This window comes from Nonomuraea sp. NPDC050691 (assembly GCF_040654455.1).
Classification (GTDB): domain Bacteria; phylum Actinomycetota; class Actinomycetes; order Streptosporangiales; family Streptosporangiaceae; genus Nonomuraea.
Map to the genome: position 1 here is coordinate 1 of NZ_JBFAIA010000022.1, position 18,186 is coordinate 18,186.

Annotated in this window: 16 protein-coding genes, 1 pseudogene and 1 riboswitch; of the genes and pseudogenes, 10 read left to right on the forward strand and 7 right to left on the reverse strand. The window is 71.6% G+C overall.

Translation table 11 applies throughout. The annotated features are described in order from the left end of the window. Positions 1-123 precede the first annotated feature (123 nt). Entirely contained in the window at positions 124-954 is an 831-nt protein-coding gene (locus AB0H81_RS12305) for a CAP domain-containing protein (protein ID WP_358372967.1), read from the reverse strand. 257 nt (positions 955-1,211) lie between these two features. Here AB0H81_RS12305 and AB0H81_RS12310 point away from each other — a divergent pair, with 257 nt between their 5' ends. Together AB0H81_RS12310 and AB0H81_RS12315 are read left to right on the forward strand one after the other, a co-directional pair. Beyond that, entirely contained in the window at positions 1,212-1,358 is a 147-nt protein-coding gene (locus tag AB0H81_RS12310; protein WP_358372970.1) for a hypothetical protein, read from the forward strand. 141 nt (positions 1,359-1,499) lie between these two features. Continuing rightward, positions 1,500-2,035 (forward strand): annotated as a pseudogene (locus AB0H81_RS12315) (class I SAM-dependent methyltransferase). 127 nt (positions 2,036-2,162) lie between these two features. On the opposite strand, the gene dacB reads toward AB0H81_RS12315, so the two are convergent. Together dacB and AB0H81_RS12325 are read right to left on the reverse strand one after the other, a co-directional pair. Then, a complete protein-coding gene (gene dacB, locus AB0H81_RS12320; RefSeq protein WP_358372973.1) occupies positions 2,163-3,704 on the reverse strand; it encodes a D-alanyl-D-alanine carboxypeptidase/D-alanyl-D-alanine-endopeptidase in 1,542 nt (513 codons plus the stop codon). 236 nt (positions 3,705-3,940) lie between these two features. Further along, positions 3,941-4,492: a DUF1707 and FHA domain-containing protein gene (locus AB0H81_RS12325; protein WP_358372976.1), complete on the reverse strand. Its 552-nt coding sequence runs from the start codon at positions 4,490-4,492 to the stop codon at positions 3,941-3,943. Between the two features lie 110 nt (positions 4,493-4,602). Between AB0H81_RS12325 and AB0H81_RS12330 the strand changes: the two genes are divergently transcribed. From AB0H81_RS12330 to AB0H81_RS12340, 3 genes are read left to right on the forward strand one after another with little or no spacing between them, the layout of a single operon-like run. Beyond that, the gene (locus AB0H81_RS12330) at positions 4,603-5,115 is read left to right on the forward strand and encodes a PadR family transcriptional regulator (RefSeq protein ID WP_358372979.1); all 513 of its coding nucleotides are present in this window, start codon (positions 4,603-4,605) and stop codon (positions 5,113-5,115) included. Next, on the forward strand, positions 5,112-5,792 hold the full coding sequence (locus AB0H81_RS12335; RefSeq protein WP_358372982.1) for an ABC transporter ATP-binding protein: 681 nt from the start codon (positions 5,112-5,114) through the stop codon (positions 5,790-5,792). Before AB0H81_RS12330 ends, AB0H81_RS12335 begins: the two co-directional genes overlap by 4 nt. Continuing rightward, positions 5,789-8,362, forward strand: a complete 2,574-nt coding sequence (locus AB0H81_RS12340) for an FtsX-like permease family protein (protein ID WP_358372985.1) — start codon at positions 5,789-5,791, stop codon at positions 8,360-8,362. Before AB0H81_RS12335 ends, AB0H81_RS12340 begins: the two co-directional genes overlap by 4 nt. Here the strand turns inward: AB0H81_RS12340 and AB0H81_RS12345 are convergent. Continuing rightward, complete coding sequence (locus AB0H81_RS12345; protein ID WP_358372988.1) at positions 8,322-9,683, reverse strand: MFS transporter; 1,362 nt, start codon at positions 9,681-9,683, stop codon at positions 8,322-8,324. The two genes, AB0H81_RS12340 and AB0H81_RS12345, sit on opposite strands and share 41 nt — an antisense overlap. Before the next feature lie 148 nt (positions 9,684-9,831). Further along, positions 9,832-10,689: a hypothetical protein gene (locus AB0H81_RS12350; RefSeq protein ID WP_358372991.1), complete on the reverse strand. Its 858-nt coding sequence runs from the start codon at positions 10,687-10,689 to the stop codon at positions 9,832-9,834. 236 nt (positions 10,690-10,925) lie between these two features. On the opposite strand from AB0H81_RS12350, the gene serA reads away from it, so the two are divergent. Together serA and AB0H81_RS12360 are read left to right on the forward strand one after the other, a co-directional pair. Beyond that, positions 10,926-12,515: a phosphoglycerate dehydrogenase gene (gene serA, locus AB0H81_RS12355; protein ID WP_358372993.1), complete on the forward strand. Its 1,590-nt coding sequence runs from the start codon at positions 10,926-10,928 to the stop codon at positions 12,513-12,515. A gap of 325 nt (positions 12,516-12,840) precedes the next feature. Continuing rightward, entirely contained in the window at positions 12,841-12,972 is a 132-nt protein-coding gene (locus AB0H81_RS12360; RefSeq protein ID WP_358372995.1) for a hypothetical protein, read from the forward strand. Positions 12,973-12,976: 4 nt separating this feature from the next. Here the strand turns inward: AB0H81_RS12360 and AB0H81_RS12365 are convergent, their stop codons facing one another. Both AB0H81_RS12365 and AB0H81_RS12370 read right to left on the reverse strand, forming a co-directional pair. Continuing rightward, entirely contained in the window at positions 12,977-13,792 is an 816-nt protein-coding gene (locus AB0H81_RS12365) for a class I SAM-dependent methyltransferase (RefSeq protein ID WP_358372998.1), read from the reverse strand. Between the two features lie 182 nt (positions 13,793-13,974). Further along, positions 13,975-14,664, reverse strand: coding sequence for a C40 family peptidase (locus AB0H81_RS12370; protein WP_358373001.1), 690 nt, complete (start codon positions 14,662-14,664; stop codon positions 13,975-13,977). Between the two features lies 1 nt (position 14,665). Next, positions 14,666-14,811, reverse strand: a riboswitch (cyclic di-AMP (ydaO/yuaA leader). A 98-nt stretch (positions 14,812-14,909) separates the two neighbouring features. On the opposite strand from AB0H81_RS12370, the gene AB0H81_RS12375 reads away from it, so the two are divergent. The 3 genes from AB0H81_RS12375 (at position 14,910) to AB0H81_RS12385 (ending at position 18,014) form a co-directional block, all read left to right on the forward strand. Then, on the forward strand, positions 14,910-15,956 hold the full coding sequence (locus AB0H81_RS12375) for a 3-isopropylmalate dehydrogenase (protein ID WP_358373002.1): 1,047 nt from the start codon (positions 14,910-14,912) through the stop codon (positions 15,954-15,956). A gap of 185 nt (positions 15,957-16,141) precedes the next feature. Continuing rightward, the gene (locus tag AB0H81_RS12380) at positions 16,142-17,239 is read left to right on the forward strand and encodes a branched-chain amino acid aminotransferase (RefSeq protein ID WP_358373004.1); all 1,098 of its coding nucleotides are present in this window, start codon (positions 16,142-16,144) and stop codon (positions 17,237-17,239) included. Between the two features lie 130 nt (positions 17,240-17,369). After that, complete coding sequence (locus AB0H81_RS12385; protein WP_358373006.1) at positions 17,370-18,014, forward strand: thioredoxin domain-containing protein; 645 nt, start codon at positions 17,370-17,372, stop codon at positions 18,012-18,014. Positions 18,015-18,186 lie beyond the last annotated feature (172 nt).

Consider the following 18,186-nt stretch of genomic DNA (forward strand, 5'->3'; position numbering starts at 1 on the left):
CGGGGGGAGTCGCGGCCGGGCCCGCCAGGAGGGGAGCGCCGTGGCGGGCGGTGGGAACCGGCGCGGTGGCGCGCTCGGTGGAGGCCAGGCGCTCCCTGGCTCGGCGGGAGCGGGGGAGGGGCGTCAGTGGGCGGCGAAGTCCTGGGTCCAGTACGGGCCCTTGGCGGCGTGCCCGACGCCGATGTGGGTGAACGAGCAGTTCATGATGTTGGCCCGGTGCCCGGGGCTGTCGAGCCAGCCCTGAACGACCTGGGCGGCGGTTCGCTGTCCCATGGCGATGTTCTCGCCCCACGTCCGGATCGGCGCGAAACCGGCCGCCCGGATGCGGTCGCCGGGGTCGCTCCCGTCCGGGGCGGTGTGGTCGAAGAACCCCCGGGTGGCCATGTCGGCCGAGTGGCGCCCGGCGGCGAGGTGAAGCTTGGGGTCGTGGGTGAGGGGGCGGCAGCCGTTCCCGGCCCTGGCCTTGTTGGTCAGCGCGACCACCTCCTGCTCGACGGTGGAGGCGCCGCCGCCGGTGGGCGGCGGGGTGACGCGGGCGCAGGACAGGGTGACCGTACCGGAGCGGCTGGTCCGGCCGCCTGCCTCGATGGCGAGCACGTAGTAGCGGGCGGGGGTGCGGACGCAGCGCAGGCCGGCCACGATCCTGCCGTTGGCGAGGACGCGCGAGCCGCTCTTGACGACGCGGTCGGGGCCGGGCGTGACCTTGGCGATCCGTACCCGGAGGCGGACGCGGTCGCCGCAGCCGGACCGGGTGGCCGTGCCGCGGATCGTGCCCCTGGTGTCGACGAGCGGCTTGGCGGCGACGACGCGGCAGGCGGCCTCAGCGGAGGCGCCGGTGGCGCCGGCGGTGGTGGCGGTGGTGGCGGTGGTGGCGGCGTCGGCCATGGCGGGGACGGGGAAGCTCAATGCCGCCAGACTCCCGAGGCAGGCGAGCGCCTGGAGTGGTCTGCGCACGATGTCCTCCGATGGGGGGTTAGACACTGCGTCGAACCCGCATTCTGGTGGGTGCGCATCGGGCATGTCAGGAAAAGCGAGGCTATATCTGGAGCTCCAGGTGTCCCAAACGTGATCGAAACCTGTGCGACCTCGGTGAACCTCCGCAACAGATTGTGACCGAGCACTTGAGCCGGTGGGCTCCGGGCCGCCGTACTCAATGCCCGATTGAGTTGTTCTGACCTCGCTCCGGCGTGGTCCGCCGCGACGATAGGGACATGAAGGATCTATCGACCAAGGCTGTTCTGGGGCGTGCAGCCCTCATCGGGCTGGTGACGGGCATCCCCACGGCCCTCATCTGGGCGGACACGCCGCTGTCCACTTTCCGGCCCATCTCGGCCTACGAGCTCGCCAAGGTCACGTGACCGCCGATCGAAGCGCTCAATCACGGCGAACGAGCCGTAGGCCTGTGTCGCCGGGACTACTGGGCCGAGATGGCCCGCATGCCTACCATGCCCGAAGATCACGTTGGGACCGCACACTCCTCCTCGCTCAACGCCTACGACATGATCGCCGAGGGGTACGCGGCCGAGAACGAGACGAGCCTCCCGAACGCGTACTACGAGCGGCCCGCGATGCTGGAGCTCGCCGGGGACGTGACCGGCCGGGCCCGCTGCCCTTTCCCGACGACGCGTTCGACGACGTCACCGCGTCCCTGGTGCTGCACTACCTGAAAGACTGGGGACCGACGCTGGCCGAGCTGCGACGCGTGCTGAGGCCCGGCGGCCGGCTCCTCGTCTCGGTCGACCATCCTTTCGTCCTCACCCTCATGCGTCACATGGCGGGGGAGAAGCCCAGCTATTTCGGAATCCGTAACCGGATCGAAGAATGGACCATGGGTGGGCAGACCGCCCAGATGAGCTTCTGGGACCGGCCGCTGCACGCGATGACCGAAGCCTTCACCACGGCCGGCTTTCGCATCAGCGTCATCAGCGAACCGCCGTTCGTGCCGGAAGCCCGCGAACTGTTCCCCGAGGAGTTCCGCGAGATCACCGGCACGAGGTTCCTGGGCTTCCTGTTCTTCGTCCTGGAAGCCGACTGACGGCGCCTCGTAACGATCAATCGTGGTGACCGTCAGTGAACGCCTCAGCCCGAGCCCCCGTCTCGTGGGAGGGCTCGGGCTGAGCGGGTGACTCTCGGGCTGGGCGTTGACTACGGACCGGGCCGGGTCAGCACTCGGCGGGCTTGAGCCAGGAGCACTCGAGGTCCGGGGCGTCCGTCGCGGCCTGGCGGAGCTGCGCGGTGGCGTCCACCGGGGCGGTGCGGGAGAACTGGGCGAGACGGATGGCGATCTTGTCCTCGATGTCCTTCGGGGAGCCCGACAGGTACTGGTTCAGCATGATCGAGAAGATCAGCGGCTCGCCCTCGGCGCTGGTGACGTATCCCGACAGGGAGGTCACGCCGGTCAGCGAACCCGTCTTGGCGTGGACGTTGCCGGCGGCCGGGGTGTTGCGCATCCGGCTGCGCAGCGTGCCACCGACGAAGCGCTCGGCGTTGCCCGCGATGGGCAGGGCCTCGTACCAGGTCTTGAACCACGGCTTGCCGCGCACGGCGGTCAGGAGCTGCGCGATCGAGCCCGGCGAGAAGCCGTCGCGGCGCGACAGGCCCGAGCCGTCCCGCATGTTGATCACCTGGACGCCGTTCGCCTTGGCGAAGTCCGTGGCGACCTTGAGGCCGGCCGCCCAGGTGCCCTGGCCGGAGACCTTGCGGCCCATCGCCTTGGTGAGGATCTCGGCGTGGATGTTGTTGCTCAGCTTCATGAACGGCACCAGCAGCTCGCTCAGCGGCATCGATTCGTGCTTGGCCAGCTCGGCCGCGCCCGACGGGGTGGCGCCGGTGACGGTCGGGCCGAGCACGCGCACGCCGTGCTTGTCCAGCGCCTTGCGGAACAGCGAGGAGGCGTAGGCGGTCGCGTCGTCCACGGCGACCCACTCCTGGTAGGGGTCGGCCACGGTGCCGGTGATGACGACGGTCCGGCTGTTGTGCTGGCGCTCGATGAGCACGTCGGTGGACGAGCCGGCCGTCGCCTTGTTGACGATCTTCAGGTAGTCGGTCTCGGGGGTGGTCGAGACCTTGACCTTGCCGCCGTCGGCCGCCACCGAGACGATCACCGATCCGGCGTCGTAGTCGCGGTCGGGCGCGGCGGTCAGCGCCGAGATCGGCGCCGCGTAGTAGGCCGTCTCGTCGTCCCACGCCCAGTCGCTGCCGAGCCGCGTGGAGTCGAACCAGGTGTCGTCGGCGACCAGCCTGCCCGTGACGAGCTTGATGCCCGCCCCGGCGACCTTGGCGGCCAGCGCGTCGTAGTCCTCGGCCAGCATGGTCGGGTCACCGGTGCCGCGCAGCACCAGGTCGCCGGTCAGCGCCGAGCCGAGCTTGCGGCCGGCGGACAGCACCGTGGTGGGGAAGCGGTAGTCGAGACCGAGCGTCTCGGCGGCGGCGGCCGAGGTGAAGAGCTTGGTGTTGGAGGCCGGGATCATCTGCTTGCCGGCGTCGGTCGAGTAGAGCTCCTCGCCGGTGGCGGCGCTCTTGACGACCACGCCGGCCCGGGCGATGGTGAGCCGGGAGTCGGAGAGGATCTTGTTGATGTCCTGGGCCAGGTCGGCCACGCCGGACGACGGTTCGAGCGCGATCGCGGACGGGGAGGGGCTGGACGCCCACGCGACGGCCGCGACGAGCGCGCCCGCGACGAGGGAGGCTGAGGTGCGCCGCATGGAGTCTCCAAAGGGCTGGGGGTCTCGCCCTGGATCATCGGGCAGCACGCGCACGGTGTAATCCGCAAATATCCGTATCTTTCGCGTTGTGACGCCGGCGAGACCGGCCCGCCCGGCCACATGGACGCGCCCGCTACGCGTCCGAGCGCGACAGCGCCGTCTGTATGGCGCCGCCGAGTGAGGTGAACGCCGGAGGGGGCGTCCCACGAGTGAGGTGAACGCCGGAGGGAGACGGCTCAGGTGGAGGGTTGCCCGGGGCTCACCAGGAAACCGCAGTCGCCGAACGAGATCTCGTCGCCGGACTTGACCCGGGCCGGTCCGACGAGCCGCCAGCCGTTGAGCCGGGTGCCGTTGAGCGAGCCGAGGTCGACCAGCATCCAGCCGCCGTCCTCCTCGCGCCGCAGCTCGGCGTGGACGCGCGAGACGGTGAGGTCGGACAGGACGAGGTCGCACGCGGCGCCCCGGCCCACCACGTAGCGGGCGCGGTCGTCGTCGGGCAGGGCCAGCCGGGGCAGGCGCGGCCGGCGCCAGGCGGCGCGCAGGCCGGTGGTGAAGTCGGAGGCCGAGGCCACCACGTCGGTCACCCGCTGCCGGAACGTCCTGCGCCGCGGCAGGTCGGCCACCAGGCGGTCGAGCTCGTCGCGATTGCGGGCGCGCAGGGCCTGGTCCACCCGGCCGATGAAGGTGTCGTGGGAGATGCGGCCCTCCACGGCCCGGTCGCGGAGCTCGCCGATCGCACGATCACGTTCTCCGTCGGAGGCGCGAAACGGAGGATGCGTCGAGCTCATGCCCCGAGTATCGGCCCAGGGCGCGTTCTCTGTCCAGAAACCCCGCATTCCCCGGCCGTTCGGGACGTTCGGCTTGCGCCGGGCATACTCGGTATGCATACTCAGTATCCATGTCGATCAGACACGGGCTCCTCGCACTGCTGAGCAAGGGGCCGCGGTACGGCTATCAGCTCCGGGTGGAATTCGAGGCGTCGACGGGGGCGACCTGGCCGCTCAACATCGGCCAGGTCTACACGACGCTCTCCCGGATGGAGCGCGACGGCCTGGTGGCCCCTGGCGGCACCGACGACCAGGGCCGGGCCGTCTACACGATCACCGAGGCCGGCCGGGAGGAACTGGGGCGATGGTTCAGCACCCCCGTCGACCAGGCCGGCCGGCCCCGGGACGAGCTGGCCATCAAGCTGGCCATGGCCGTCGCCACGGGAGATGTGGACGTCCAGGCCGTCATCCTGGCCCAGCGCATGGCCGCCATGCGGACGCTCCAGGACCTCACACGGGCCAAGCGGGCCGCCTCGGGCGGGCTCGCCGAACGGCTCGTCCTCGATTCGTTGATCTTCAAGGCCGAGGCGGAACAGCGCTGGCTGGACCACTGCGAGGCCGTTCTGAGGGAGAAGCACTCATGACTGTGGTGAAGCTGCGGGACGTGACACGCGTCCACCGCGACGTGCACGCCCTGAAGGGGGTGAGCCTCGACATCTCACGCGGCGAACTGGTCGCCGTGATGGGACCGTCCGGCTCGGGCAAGTCGACGCTGCTCAACGTGGCGGGCGGGCTCGACCGCCCCACCTCCGGCAGCGTGACCATCGGCGACACGGACCTGGCCGCCGTCAAGGACCTGGCCGCGCTGCGCCGCCGCGAGGTCGGCTACGTCTTCCAGGACCTCAACCTCATCCCGTCGCTCACGGCGGCCGAGAACGTGATGCTGCCCCGGGAGCTCGACGGGGTGCGCGCGGGCCGGGCGCGGACCGAGGCGCTGGAGGCCCTCACCGAGGTCGGGGTGCGGGAGGTCGCCGACCGGTTCCCCGAGGAGCTGTCCGGGGGACAGCGGCAGCGGGTCGCCATCGCGCGGGCCCTCGCGGGGGAGCGCGGGCTGCTGCTGGCCGACGAGCCGACCGGCGCGCTCGACACGGCGACCGGCGACGAGATCATGCGGCTGCTGCGCGATCGCTGCGACGCGGGCGCGGCGGTGCTGCTCGTCACCCACGAGCCCCGGTACGCGGCCTGGGCCGACCGGGTGGTGTACCTGCGCGACGGCGAGGTCGCGGACGCCGCCGCCGTACGCCTGGAGTCGGCCCGATGAGCGCGTTCACCGCCGCGCTGCGCGTCTCCCGCAGGGACGCGCGACGCTTCAAGGGGCGAAGCGCCCTGATCATGGTGATGATCGGCTTACCGGTGCTCGTCTTCACCGCCCTGTTCACCGGCTACCGCACGCTGGAGGTGAGCCCGCTCGAAGGTCTGACGACCCGGCTCGGCGCGGCCGACGCGCGGATTTCCGTGACGGCGTCGGGCCACCCCATCAAGCAGGACGTCGCGGGCGACGCCTGGACGGTCGTCGACGGACGGGGGGAGGACGACCGCGAGCCGCGCCGGTGGACGGCGGAGACGCTCCGCGACTTCCTCGGCGGCGGCCGGCTGATCTCCCTGCGGAGCAGCGAGGTGGAGGCCCGCCTGGCCGGCGGCTACGAGCGGGTGCGCCTGCTGGAGGGCGACCTGCGCGATCCGATCGCCCGCGGGCTCCGCCGGCTCACGCAGGGCAGGTTCGCCGCCACGCAGGACGAGATCGCCATCACGCCGCCGCTCGCGGACGCGGGCGTGCGGATGGGGGACACCCTCAAGGTCACCCGGTGGGACCGCGCCCGGAAGGTCGTGGGCATCGCCGAGAACCCGAACGAGCCGGGCGACATGGAGATGATCGCCATGCCCGGCTCGATCCTGAAGGACGAGACCCTCAACCCCTCCTGGCTCGCCGACACGACCGCGCCTCTCCAGTGGGACGACGTGCGCAGGTTGAACGACGTGGGCCTGCGGGTGTCGTCCCGCGCCGTCATCGAGGCCTCCGAACCACCCGGGGACTCCATCCTCCGGCACGACCGGCTGGCGAGCGACTCGCTGCTCTGGATCGCCACCATCGTGGTCCTCGTCGTCATGGAGACCGTTCTGCTGGCCGGGCCGGCCTTCGCCGTGGGCCTGCGGCGGCGCAGACGTGAACTGGCGATGATCGCGGCCCAGGGCGCGTCGGCCGCCCAGCTCAAGATGATCGTGCTGGCCGACGGCCTCGTGCTCGGCGGCGCCGCCATCCTGCTCGGCGTCCCCCTCGGCATCGGCGGCGCGTGGCTGGCGGCCCCCTTCGTCGCGCGGTGGGGAGCGCCGCTCGGACCGCTGGACGTGCCGTGGGGACAGGTGCTCGGCGTGGCCGCGCTCGGCCTGGTCAGCGGTCTCGTGGCGGCCGTGGTGCCGGCGGTGCAGGCCGCCCGGCAGAGTCCCGCCCAGGTGCTGGCGGGGCGGGAGGGCGAGGTCGGGGAGATCCGCGCCCGCGGTGGCCGGCCCGTCCTCGGGCTCGTCCTGGTGCTGCTCGGCCTGGGGGCCACGGCTGCGACAGTGCGCCTCGGCCGCAACGACACGCTGCCCGTCGTGATGGCCTCGGTCCTGGTCGTGCTCGGGCTGGTGGCGCTGATGCCGTTGCTGGTCCGGACCCTGGGGCGGCTCGCCCCCCGCCTGCCCCTGCCGGCCCGGCTGTCCGTGCGCGACGCCGTCCGGCACCGTGTCCGTACGGCCTCGGCCGCGGCGGCGGTCATGGCCGCCACGATGGCGGCGGTCGCGATGGGCGTCGGCACGGCCAGCTCGCAGGCGACCCGTGTGGAGCGCTACCGGCCGCACCTGCCCGTCGGCTCCACCGTGGTGATGGCGATGGACCCGATCGACGACGCGGCCTGGGCCAGGGTCCGGGACGCCGTCCGCAAACGCATCCCGGGTGTGGACATGGTCGCCGGCCAGCGGATTCGCGACGCCAAGGGTAAGGACGTCACACCGGCGTTCGTGACCTTCCGGCATGAGTGCCCCGACGGGTGCGGCAGCGGGCAGATCATGATCGGTGACGCTCGCCTGCTCGCCTTCCTGCAGGGCCGGCGTGACGACGGCGCCGCGGCGGCTCTGGCGCAGGGCAAGGCCGTCGTCTTCGACCGCGACCTCCTGCGCGGGGACACGCTCGTGGTGGACGTGACCAGCGAGGGAGAGGACCGTCGCCGGTTCCGCGTCCCCGCCGTGGCGGCTCAGGGCGCCGACCGCAACCAGGTCGGCGCGGTCGTCTCGCCCGCGGTGTTCACCCGCGAGGGCTTCAAGGCGGCCGAGCAGGAGCTGTACCTTGCCTATCGCCCCGCCGACCGGGACCGGTTCGAACGCGACCTCAACGCGATCGACAGCAGGACGACGACCATGACCGAGATCGGCCCCGGCGACGGCGACGACGCGATGGTCCTGGCGGCCTTCGGCCTGGCGCTCGTCCTCGGCCTCGGCGGCACCCTCGCCGCCACCGGGCTCGCTGCCGCCGACATGCGCCGTGACCTCGACACGCTCTCGGCCGTCGGCGCCGCCCGGCGGACCCGCCGGCTCGTCGTGGCGGCCCAGGCGGGGTTCGTCGCGGGCGCGGGCGCGCTCGTGGGGCTGGTCGGCGGGCTGACCACCGGCGTCGCGCTGACCTTCCCCATGGCCCGCACGATCGGCTTCGGCGGCACGAGCTCGGTCGAGCCCGCCGTCCTCGACGTCCCGTGGCTCCCCGTCGCCGCGATCGTGCTCGGGCTGCCGCTGCTGGCGGCTCTGGTGGCGGGCGTGTTCACCCGGACGCGCTGGGCGCCGGCACGCCGCCTGGCCTGAGCCGGTACTTCAGCGTCATCAGCACCGCCAGGAACAGCACCAGCGCCGGGACCGCGGTCTCCCCGACGAGGATCGCGGTCACGGCGCTGTCCGGCTGCTCGACCGGCCGGCTGGCGTCCGACTCCACGAAACCGCCCAGCGTCAGCACGGCACCGAAGATCAGCGCCCCGAACGAGCTGACCCCGCTCTCGATCGCCGTCCACAGCCCCGTGAACACCCCGGCCCGCCGCTTGCCCGTCGTCTCGGCGTCCACGGCGATCACGTCGGCCAGCATCGAGAACTCCAGGAGCTGGACGCCCGCGTAGCCCAGGCCGACGACCAGCAGCGTCGTGTGCGCGTACCAGGAGCCGAACAGCGGCGTGGCGAGGGTCGCCAGCGTGCCGCCGCCGAACAGCAGCCCGGCCAGGATCATCGCCCCGCGCTTGTCGTAGCGCTTGGCCAGCCGCACCCAGACCGGCATGGCCAGCAACATCGGTCCCACGAACACCGCGAACAGCGTGCTCGTCGCCTTCGGGTCGTCCAGGATGTACGCGGCGAAGTACGGCGCCCCGGCCAGCAGCATGCTGACCGCCATCATCTGCAGGCAGCTCAGCGCCAGCAGCCAGACGAACGCCGAGTTGCCCCGGGCCGCGGCGAACTGCTCGCGCAGGCTCCCCGAGTCGGGGTCCGGCGCGCCGGTCATGGGGGCGCGGGCGGTGCCGAAGAACGAGCCGAGCATCGCGGCCAGCAGCACCGCCGCGACGGTCACCCCCATCAGCCGGTAGCTGCCCAGGGTGCCGGCGTGGCCCTCGCTGTTGACGATCGCCGGCGCGACGATGCCGCTGATCACGGTGGCCGCCCCGATGAAGACCATCCGCCACTGCAGCAGCGAGGTCCGCTCGTGGTAGTCGCCGGTCATCTCGGCGGGCATCGCCTTGTACGGCACCTCGAACAGCGCGTACCCGGTGGCGGCGGCCATGAAGCAGGCCCCGACGTACAGCGCGGCCGGCACGCCGGTCAGCGGCGGCCCGGCGAAGACCAGGACGAACGCGACCGGCAACGTGCAGGCCCCGGCCAGCAGCCAGGGCCGCCGGGGGCCGAGCCGCGAGGTGGTGCGGTCCGACCAGCGGCCGACGAGGGGGTTGATCACCAGGTCCCACACCTTGGGGGCGGCGACCACGGCACCGGCCAGCCACGCGGGCACGGCCAGGAAGTTCGTCATGTAGTACAGCAGCAGCAGGCCGGGCACGGCGTTGAACGTGGCCGTGCAGAAAGACCCGACGCCGTAACCGAGGCGCACGCCCCTGGACACGGTGGGGAGGCCAGGGGGCGTTGCGATCATGCCCTCATCCAACCCGAGCGAGGGCTTGTTCGGTAGGGCCCACTTTCCCTGGCGGCCCCGCGCGCTTCCCCCGGCGGGACCCGTGCGGCGGGCCTGCGCGTCGGCGGGCCCGCGCGTCGCCTCGGCGGGGCCCGCCTCCCGCGTACGTCTAGTCGATGACGTTCGCGCACACCACGTGCGCGCCGATCTCGATCATGCGGCGCTCGCTGCGCGCGTCGGCCACCCGCGCCATGAGGATCGGCGCGCCGCTGGCCGCGAACTGCGGCAGCCGCGCGCGCACCCCGCGGTGCAGGTCGCGCACCACGTCCTCGGCCGCCGACATGTGCACCTTGACGTGCAGCATGATGCCGGGGACGCCCGAGGCGGTGCGGGCCTCGGAGATCCAGACGTGGTGGACCAGCGGGAAGTCCGCCAGCAGGTGCGCGATGGCCCGTCGCAGCGCGGGCAGGATCGGGTGCGCGCAGCGCCGGTAGCCCGGATCGACCTGCTGCATCGGGCCCGACAGGTGCGGGCGCGGCGCGGGGATCCACGGCATCGGCGGCGACTCCGGGGTGGGCGGGGCCACCTGGGCGAGCGCGGGAGCCCCGCGCGACACCGTGGCCATGGCGCCGGTCGCGTAGGCGGCGGGGGCGGCGCCCGACAGGACGGGCGTCGGCCCGCTGCGCGTCGAGGTCAGGAACCGTTGCAGGTCGTCGATCGGCACGGCGGCCGCGGCGGGGCCGGCCGCGTCGATGACGATCTCACGCACGCCCGTGACGCGCTGGATGTCGAGAATGGTGTCGGCGTCACAGGCCGACAGGGAATGGGCGCCGCGGTGCCTGGCGTAGGTGCCCGGCCCGGTGTAGCCGAGCAGGACCCGGTCGCCGGCCTGCGTGGTGCCCAGGACGACGGACCGGTCGGGTCGCACGGCCACCAGTACTCCGCCGTCGGCCAGGGACGCGAGCAGTCGGTGCGGGGCACCGTGCTGGGCGAGCACGTCGGCAAGCGCAGGATTCCCGATGCTCATATGACGAACCATAGGTAGTGGGCCACGGCTTATCAGGCTAATGGCGAAGAAATCCCCCGAGCAAGACAAAGATGGACGCGAGGTGGATGACCTTGGCGGTGGGCGGGTAGGGCGGCGTCCGTCTCATATTCCGGGTCCCTCGTGAACGCGTTCACAAGCGCGGATAGACTCTGTGGGACTCCGAGGGGCTCGCCGACGTGCCCCTCCAGCCCGCCGCTCGCCGTAAGGATCCACCCGTGACAAAGCCCGTCGTCCTGGTCGCAGAGGAGTTGTCCGAGGCCGGCCTCGCCGTGCTCGGCGCTGATTTCGAGGTCCGTCACACCGACGGCGCCGACCGCTCGCAGCTGCTGCCCGCGCTCGCGGACGTGGACGCGCTGATCGTCCGCTCCGCCACGCAGGTGGACGCCGAGGCGATCGCCGCCGCGCCCAAGCTGCGCGTGGTGGCCCGCGCCGGAGTGGGCCTCGACAACGTCGACGTCGAGGCGGCCACCAAGGCCGGCGTGATGGTCGTCAACGCGCCGACCTCCAACATCACCAGCGCCGCCGAGCAGACCGTCGCCCTCATCCTGGCCAGTGCCCGCAACACGGCCCAGGCCCACGCCGCGCTGAAGAACGGCGAGTGGAAGCGGTCCAAGTACACCGGCGTCGAGCTCGACGAGAAGGTCGTCGGCATCCTCGGCCTCGGCAAGATCGGCCAGCTCGTGGCGCAGCGGCTCCAGCCGTTCGGCGTCGAGCTGATCGCCTACGACCCGTACCTGCCGCCGGCCCGCGCCGCGCAGATGGGCGTCAAGCTGGTCAGCCTGGACGAGGTCATCAAGCAGGCCGACTTCATCACGGTGCACCTGCCCAAGTCCAAGGAGACCCTCGGCCTCATCGGCGACAAGGAGCTGCACGAGGTCAAGCCGTCGGTGCGGATCGTCAACGTGGCCCGCGGCGGCATCGTCGACGAGGCGGCGCTGTACTCCGCGATCAAGGAGGGGCGCGTCGCGGGCGCCGGCCTCGACGTCTTCGCCAAGGAGCCGTGCACCGACAGCCCCCTGTTCGAGCTGGACCAGGTCGTCGTGACGCCGCACCTCGGCGCCTCCACGCACGAGGCCCAGGAGAAGGCGGGCACCCAGGTGGCGCGCAGCGTGAAGCTGGCGCTGGCGGGCGAGTTCGTGCCCGACGCGGTCAACGTCCAGGGCGGCGCGGTCGCCGAGGAGGTCAAGCCGGGCCTGCCGCTCGCCGAGAAGCTCGGCCGGGTCTTCACCGCGCTGGCCGGCGAGGTGGCCACCAAGCTCGACGTCGAGGTGCGCGGCGAGATCGCCGCCCAGGACGTGCGGGTGCTGGAGCTGGCCGCGCTCAAGGGCGTCTTCACCGACGTGGTCGAGGACTCCGTGACGTACGTCAACGCGCCGCTGCTGGCCAAGGACCGCGGCATCACGGTCGAGCTGGTGACCAGCGCCGACAGCCCTGACTGGCGCAACGTGGTGACCGTGCGCGGCGTGCTGGCCGACGGCCGGCAGGTCTCCGTGTCCGGCACGCTGTCCGGCCCGCGGCAGATCACGAAGATCGTCGAGGTCAACGGCTACGAGATGGAGATCGAGCCGACCGAGCACCTGTCGTTCTTCACCTACACCGACCGGCCCGGCGTCGTCGGCGTCGTCGGCCGCCTCCTCGGCGAGCACGGCATCAACATCGCCTCGATGCAGGTGGCCCGGGACGTCAAGGGCGGCAAGGCGCTCATCGCGCTGACCGTCGACTCGGCCATCCCGGCCGACGTGGTCGAGCAGATCATCGCCGAGATCGGCGCCGACAGCGGCCGCTCGGTCGACCTCGACGGCTGACGTCCCGCACGATCCCGACGGCCGCCGCCGGACCTCAAGTGTCCAGCGGCGGCCGTTTTTCGTCTCACGATGCGAGATATTAGGACGTCCAAGGAGACAGCCCGGTGACTGGAAGGTACATTGGCTGTCAATGCGCCAGGTTCTCGTACTCATTACCTGCCGCGGCGGGGCCTGTTAGGGCAGGCCGGCGACCCGCCGCGGTGCGTGGCGTCGCGTCGGCCGTCAGTCCCATCGCCCGGTCCGTGATCCGGACCGCGCGCCACAGGCCCGGTCGGGTTCGCGACCGGGGTCCGACTTCCGTCCGTACGACGCCCCGCGAAATGAGATGAACCACATGTATGAGATGTACGCCTGGAACGGCGCCGAAGAGCGCGACGACGAGGCGACCGAGGCCCTGCAGACCGCGCTGGACCGCCGCGACAACGGCGGCGCCCCGCAGGCCGCCGACCTCAACTGACCCGTCAGAAGGCCAGCCGGTAGAAGACGGCCATGGTCCGCAGGGTGCGCGACACCCTGGCCAGCGCCACCGACAGCCGGTGCGACAGTGACAGCTCGGCGAAGCCCTCCATGTCGAACGCGCTGAGCGCGGTCACGCATCGGAGCCGGGGACTGATCGACAGCAGGTCCCCGGGCCCCTCGATGCCCCAGTGCATCGTCGCGCCGGCCTTCCGCACCGGCCGGTTGATCACCTGGAGCCTGATACCGCCACGGTTGAGGGCGTCGAAGATCAGCTGGCCGGAGGGGAAGCCCTCGGCGACGGCCCGCACGAGCGCGCGGCCCTCCTCCCGGCCGAGGTAGTAGACCAGCCCCTCGGCCACGACCAGCACCGGACGGTCGCGCGGGACCCGCTCCAGCCAGGCGAGGTCGGTCACGGACGTGCCGATCGTCGTGCAGCCGGGCGGCTCGGGGTAGAGCCGCCGGCGCAGCTCGACGACGTCGGGATAGTCGACGTCGTACCACCGCACGCCCGCGGGCGGCCCGAGCCGGTGGACGCGGGTGTCGAGGCCGCACCCGAGGTGCAGCACGGTGGCCTCGGGCGTCGCGGCGAGGAACTCGCGCGCCCAGTCGTCGATCAGGCGAGCCCGCAGGGCGATGGACACGGCCGTGCGCGGGCCCACGCCGACCCGGCGGAAGTCGTGGTCGATCCTGGAGACGGTCTCGGCGGCCATGGTGTCGCCGAGGATCGGCCGGGGCGAGCGGGCGTCCAGCGCCCTGCCGTACAGGGTGGCGAGGAGGGTCGCCTTCTCCTCGCTCAGATGCACCTTCTCGGCAGCCATACGGATCACGCTACGTCCGCGGCGCCGTGAGCGCGGGCCGGTGAGCTCACGCGGCGCCGTGAGAGAGCGCGGTGGGATCACGCGGTGCCGGAAGAGAGGGCCGGTGGGTCAGACGGCGCCGGGAGAGAGGGCGCCGGTGGGCCGGGCGGGTCCGAGAGGCGACCGGCCCACCGGAGCGGCGGTCAGAGGATCGTGGCCGTGGGCATGGCCGGGGCGGGAGCCTGGCTCGCGGCCTTCCTGGCGGCCCAGGCCTTGACGCCCTTCCGGTCGGGGCGGACGGCGCCGACGAAGGAGGCACGGCGCCAGGACGACAGCTTCTCCACCTTGACCACGTCACCCGTGCGCGGGGAGTGGACCATGTAGCCACGCTTGGAGATCATCCCGACGTGGCCGAGGCCGTGGAAGAAGACGAGGTCACCGGGCTTGAGGTTCTTCCAGGAGATCTTCCGGGAGAACGCGTTGTACTGCTGCGCCGCGGTGCGGGGGAGCTGGATGCCGGCGTGCTGGTAGGCGCGCAGCATCAGGCCGGAGCAGTCGTAGCCCTTGCGGGAGGCGCCGCCCCAGACGTACGGGGTGCCGCGCTTGTCGAGGGCGTACCTGAGTGCCTTTTTCCAGGCGGGGAGCGGGGTCTTCTTCTCGCGGGCGGCTGCGACGTCCGCCCCGGTCAGTGTGACGATCGGCGAGGTGAGGCGGGCGGTGGCGGTCTCCTCCTGCGAGCTTCCCGGAATCGAGGAGGAGGAGTTCTGGAACGTTCCAGTGACGGGGGGCTGGGGGGCGCTGTGTCGCGTGGAGGAGGCGAGGGAGACTCCGGCCGGGGCGGCGACGGCGATCCCGGCGGTGGCGACGGCGGCGAGCATGGCGAAGCGAGACACGAAGGTCCTTCCATACGGCCTACCGGGTTAGCTGACGGGCTCGGGCCTGGAAGTGGCCCTACGGCAGGTGACATGCCGATTCGCCCCAAAAGGGGAATGGGTCCCCGGCTCCACGCAGCTGCTGCGCGGATTCGGCTCGAGGACTCTAACGAAACGGTCAAAAAGACGCAATCCCCCTCAAAACGGATGTCCGTTGGGTGAGATGGTGTGTTCGTCAGCCGAGACGACCCGGTAAGGTACCGGCCATGGATTCGCGCGACATTCGCCTGGCAGTGATCCCCGGTGACGGCATCGGCACCGAGGTCGTGGCAGAGGCGCTCAAGGTGCTCGAAGCCGTCGGCACGAAGATCGAGGCCACCCACTACGATCTCGGCGCCGCCCGCTACCACCGCACCGGCGAGACCCTGCCCGACTCCGTCCTGGAGGAGCTGCGCGGCTACGACGCGATCCTGCTCGGCGCGGTCGGCGACCCCAGCGTCCCGCCGGGCATCCTGGAGCGCGACCTGCTGCTGCGCCTGCGCTTCACCTTCGACCACTACGTCAACCTGCGCCCGGTCAAGCTCTACCCGGGCGTCGCGACGCCGCTGGCCGACACCCGCCCCGAGGACATCGACATGATCGTGATCCGCGAGGGCACCGAGGGCCTCTACGCGGGCACAGGCGGCGTCATGCGCGGCGGCACCCCGCACGAGATCGCCACGCAGGAGTCGCTCAACACCGCCCACGGCGTCGAGCGCGTGGTGCGTTACGCCTTCGCCAAGGCCCAGTCAAGGCCGCGCAAGAAGCTCACCCTCATCCACAAGACCAACGTGCTGACCTACGCCGGAGACCTCTGGCAGCGCACGGTCAACCGGGTGGCCGAGGAGTTCCCCGAGGTCACCACCGACTACGCGCACATCGACGCGGCGTCGATGTACTTCGTCAGCCAGCCCGAGCGCTTCGACGTGATCGTCACCGACAACCTCTTCGGTGACATCATCACCGACCTCGGCGCGGCCATCGCGGGCGGCATCGGCCTGGCCGCGAGCGGCAACATCAACCCCGACCGCACCGCGCCCAGCATGTTCGAGCCCGTCCACGGCAGCGCGCCCGACATCGCGGGCCAGGGCAAGGCCGACCCGACCGCCACGATCCTGTCCACCGCCATGCTCCTCGACCACCTCGGCCGGCACGCCGAGGCCGCCAAGATCGAGCAGGCCGTCGCCGAGGACATCGTCGAGCGCCTGAGCGGCTGGGCGAGCCGGACGACCCACGAGATCGGTGACGACATCACCGCGCGAGTATCGAGCTAGGGCCGCCCTAGCTCCACCAGCGCCTGGCGGTCCGAACGGGACCCGCCAGGCGCTTTTCGCATGTTCAGCGGCATAACCACCCTGCTGCCCCCTTGCCATCCCAAATAGCGAGACAATAGGAAGTACGGACTGCCGTCGCGCAGTGCCGCCGGCATCGCCCAGTCGTAGAGAGAAGGACCATCGTCATGACCATCGCTCCGAAGCTCAGCTTCGACGTGCAGCTGTCCGACCATGCGCGCACCGCGGCGGAGCGCGAGCAGGTACTGGCGAATCCCGGCTTCGGCCAGACCTTCACCGACCACCTGGTCTCCATCGACTACACCGAGGGTCAGGGCTGGCACGACGCGCGGCTCAAGCCGTACGAGCCGCTCACCCTCGACCCCGCCACGGCGGTCTTCCACTACGCGCAGGAGCTGTTCGAGGGGCTGAAGGCGTACCGGCAGATCAACGGCTCGGTCGTCACGTTCCGCCCGTACGCCAACGCCGCCCGCTTCAACCAGTCGGCGGCGCGCATGGCGATGCCGGAGCTGCCCGAGGAGGTGTTCGTCGAGTCGCTGGAGCACCTCGTCCAGGCCGACCGCGACTGGGTGCCCACCACCGAGGGGCACAGCCTCTACCTGCGGCCGTTCATGATCGCCACGCAGGTGGGGCTGGGCGTGAACTACCCGTCGCGCACCTACACGTACATGGTGATCGCCTCGCCGGCGGCCTCGTACTTCACCGGTGGCGTCAAGCCCGTCTCGGTGTGGCTGTCCACCGAGTACACCCGCGCCGCGCCCGGCGGCACGGGCTTCGCCAAGTGCGGCGGCAACTACGCCGCCGCCTTCGTCGCCCAGCGCCAGGCCGTCGAGAACGGCTGCGACCAGGTGGTGTGGCTCGACGCGGCCCAGCACGCGTACGTCGAGGAGATGGGCGGGATGAACCTGTTCTTCGTCATCGGCGGCAAGCTCGTCACCCCCGCCCTGACCGGCACACTTCTGCCGGGCATCACCCGCGACTCGATCCTCGCGCTGGCCGGAGACCTCGGCCTGGAGACCGAGGAGCGCCTGGTGAGCGTCGAGGAGTGGGCGGACGGCTGCGAGTCGGGCGAGATCACCGAGGTCTTCGCCTGCGGCACGGCCGCCGTGGTCACCCCGGTCGGCTCGGTCAAGGGCGCCGACCGGTCCTGGACGGTCGCCGACGGCACGCCGGGCCCGGTCACCATGCGGGTGCGCGAGGAACTGCTCGGCATCCAGTACGGCTCCCGCCCCGACCCGCGCGGCTGGATCCACAAGGTCCTCTAGCCGCGCCGGCGCGAACGCGGCCCGCCCTCCGGGGGGCCGCACCGCCATGGAGTGCCCCGTGGTGCCCGATTCAGGGCTTTCTCAGGTGGTTCCGATAAGGTCGCGGCGACCGGATCGAGGGACGGGGCGAATGACGAAGAGGGTGGCGGCCGTGCTGGCCGCCTTGGCGGTGCTGGCCGCGCTCGTGGTGTTGCAGACCGTGGGCGGCGACGGGCCGTCGCGAGGCGTGCGGCTGCTGCGGCAGCCCGACGGCAGCATGGTGCTCGCCGACACCGGTGCCGGCGCGCCGGTGCTGGACCTGTACGAGGACTTCGACTGCCCGGTCTGCAAGGAGCTGCACACGCGGGTGGACGCCACGATCCGCCGCCTGGCCGCGGAGGGCAAGGTCAAGGTCGTCTTCCACCCGGTCACGATCTTCCAGGACGAGCCGATGCGCTCCAACTCCGTCCGCGCCGCCGCCGCGGCCCGCTGCGTCCCCGAGGACAACTGGCTGGCCTTCCGCGACGAGCTGTACGGCATGCAGCCCGCCCCCCACGGCACGGCCTCCGGCTTCACGCTGGAGGAGCTGGCCAGGGCGGCCCGCCAGGCGGGCGCGTCGGTCGACCAGTGCGTCACCTCCCAGACCTACGCCGAGGACCACCTGAAGCAGAGCGCCAGGATCCGCCTCGAAGGCACCCCCACGGTCGTGCTCGACGGGCAGCTGCTCGGCGACGAGGCGTTCGACCCGAAGGCCCTGGAAACGGCCATCACCGGGGGCTCCGGCGTCACGGTGTGACACCCGGTGTCCAGAACCTGAGACTGATGTGCCGAATAGTGAGTCGGTATGGCAGACTGCTGAGCACCATGTTCTACGGTCTGCTCATTATCGGCAGGCGCGCTGGCTGAAACAGGGACATAGCCAGCGCGCAGACCTCTCACGTCCGTGAGGGGTCTTTTTGTTTTCCAGG